The 2,670-nt window shown below is 44.3% G+C and carries 4 protein-coding genes; all 4 read right to left on the reverse strand.

The features are described from left to right. A partial coding sequence (locus tag V7L97_RS07655) for a phage tail tape measure protein (protein ID WP_333654751.1) occupies positions 1-1,071 on the reverse strand: 1,071 nt, incomplete at its 3' end. Positions 1,072-1,268: 197 nt separating this feature from the next. Continuing rightward, positions 1,269-1,412, reverse strand: coding sequence for a hypothetical protein (locus V7L97_RS07660; protein ID WP_333654752.1), 144 nt, complete (start codon positions 1,410-1,412; stop codon positions 1,269-1,271). Positions 1,413-1,420: 8 nt separating this feature from the next. Continuing rightward, entirely contained in the window at positions 1,421-1,603 is a 183-nt protein-coding gene (locus V7L97_RS07665; protein ID WP_333654802.1) for a phage tail assembly protein, read from the reverse strand. 33 nt (positions 1,604-1,636) lie between these two features. After that, entirely contained in the window at positions 1,637-2,602 is a 966-nt protein-coding gene (locus V7L97_RS07670) for a transposase (RefSeq protein WP_333654753.1), read from the reverse strand. Positions 2,603-2,670: the final 68 nt, after the last annotated feature.

Consider the following 2,670-nt stretch of genomic DNA (forward strand, 5'->3'; position numbering starts at 1 on the left):
CTGAAATTCCTTTCCCTGCCTGTCTGCCGTCTTTAATTTTAAGAGCATCGCATTAATTCCTGTTGCAGCGACCTCAGGCGACCTTCCCAGCGACAGCATTGCGGAGCCAAGAGCGGCAGCGGACTTTCCTGCAAGGCCAAAAGCCCTTGCTGTGCCGCCGATCCTTGCGAGCACATTCACAATATCCCTCTCCCTTGCAGCAGATGTATTGCCGAGCTGGTTTATAGCATCTCCAAGCTTCTCTACGGACTTAACATCAAGCTCATATATATTCATTAGCTTAGCCATTGACTCGCCTGCGTCCCTGGCTGACATATCGAATGCAGTTGACATTCTTGCTACAACATCAGTGAAATCCATCAACTGTTCTTTGGCTACTCCTAATTGGCCTCCGGCTGCTGCTATCTCACCAAGTCCAGTTGCAGAGACAGGCGTTATCTTTGATTTTTCGAGTATCTTGCCTGCAAAGAGTTTCTTTTCTGCCTCGGATGTAAAGTCCACAACTTTTGCCACATCAGCCATCACCGACTCGAACTCTATAGCTTTTTTTATTGGAGATGCCAATGTCGCGCCCATGGCGACCAGTCCGATGACATTGCCCTGTATCTCTTTTCTCATGTCAGAGCGTGATTTAGCTCTGGCAAGAGAACCCTCTATCTTTTCTATAGCGCTTCCGACCTTTACAAGCTCTTTATTGAGCGCATCGGCAGATGTCTTTGATCTTTCAAGCTCTGCCTGAATCTTAAACTTCCTCTGGTTAAGCCTCTCGACCGTAGAGTCTATCTGATTTATCTTCTGTGTAGTAGTATCCGCCTGATGCGGAAATTTGACGAGGTTTTGCTCCAGCAGTATCTTTCGCTGATTGAGTTTTTCTATTGCAGAGCTTATGTGCGTTATCTTCTGCTCTGCCTTCGATGATACCTTCTCAATGTCTGCAAGTTTCTCTCCGATATTGACTCTTTTTTGTTTTAAGGACTCTATCGCAGAGCCGACTTTAGTTATGCCTGCTATTGCAGCACCAACCTGCGCCGTTGCGCCTATAGTTATGCCTATGACGAATGATTTGTCCATTTTTTTATTTTTATGCTATAACATATTTATGAGCGAGAAGATTTTTTTCATGCTCAGTTTTCTACTTTCATTTATTGTAGTTGCGGCCTTTGCCATGACTGCGACCTCTTTTATCTATGCCGTAATCATCGGACTGGTTATAACCATTTTGGGAGGCTTTTTTATAGCCTCCCTTTTGATTTCCGTTTCGTCTTTAATTATTGAATGGGCGGCTTATATATCTCGTTCAATATCTTCAAAGATTCGTCCAGCCAAAGCTTAAGATCGGCGATTTCAAACTCCATAATCTCATCGAGTCTAAAATGCAGCGCATGAGCTACTTTAGCCGCCGCTTCTCTCACGCCTGCAGTTACGACAAAAAATCCTCGTACTCCTTCTGTATCTGCTTATAATCCGCAATATCAATCTCCTCTATCAGTTCCATCGGCACATTGCAGAGCAGGGAAAACAGCCTTATCTCTTTTTCAGCATCGCTGCCGCCTACCTTTTCAACTGCAAGCTGGTCTTTAACCTTTGCCCGCCTCATTGTCAGTTCTTTAAAGGAAGTGAAAGGGTCAAACCTTCATTATTCATTTATTATCTGCCTCCTTATCTGTTCCATTTCACTTTTCAATCCGCTCCCAGCTTTCATCTCCCCTTCTATTGTCTTTATCACTCCACTTACTGCCGGTCCTTTTATTCCAAATCTCCTTCCGATCTCCCGATTCCCTTCACCGCTCAGTGTTTTTGACAGATATATCGCTATCTGCCTCTCCCGTTTGCCCTTGCCGCTTCTGATCAATTCCTCTTGCCCCTTTCCATAGTAACCGCAGCAAATATTTATAATTCTCTCCACTGGCACTTTCATGCTGAGCTTTCTTAGCTGTGGGATTTCATCATCTTCCTTTATTCTTTCCAAAAGTTCCGTTATTCTTTCCTTGAAGCCACTGCCGCCGAGGATCAATCCTGCCTCGACTTTCTTGAATGGGTTTTCTTGCCCTTCTATGTCTGCCTCAACGAATTCCCTGTAAGCTTGGGCTGCTTTGCCCCTGTCTTTGGAGAAGCACGAAAGCGTATCAGCCGTATCCACCAAGGCCGTCCCTTGTGATGCTTTGCCAATATAAACCCTGTAACTCGTCCATTCGTAATCCTCTGGTTTCCGCACAATTCCGGCCCTTATGGGGTTCAGGTGAATATATCTGCTCAGGACAACGAGGTATTCGTCTTTATCAACGATTATGCCCTTGAAACGCCCTTGAAAGAGGTGGCCGCTCCTTCGGTACTTTTTATTTATATAGACTGTGTAGCTTGTGTTTATGTTCTGCATGATCTGAGATATATTTGCCTTCGGTGTTTCTATGAAAAGATGATAGTGGTTGTCCATCAGAGCATATGCATAGAGGAGATAGCCATATCTTTCTTTTGTCCTCGCTATAATGTCTAAAAATCTCTCTTTATCACTGTCCTCAAAAAATACCGCCTCTCTCAAATTTCCCCGTGAGGTGATATGGTAGAGTGCTCCTTCAAATCCTATTCTTAATTGCCTTGCCATATGTCTCTATTTCGTTGTCTTAAACCCTCGCTAAATGACTTCTGAAGGTTTGACCCCTTCCTTTCTTC

The sequence above is a fragment of the Dissulfurispira sp. genome, from assembly GCF_036745535.1.
In the GTDB taxonomy this organism is placed as follows: domain Bacteria; phylum Nitrospirota; class Thermodesulfovibrionia; order Thermodesulfovibrionales; family Dissulfurispiraceae; genus Dissulfurispira.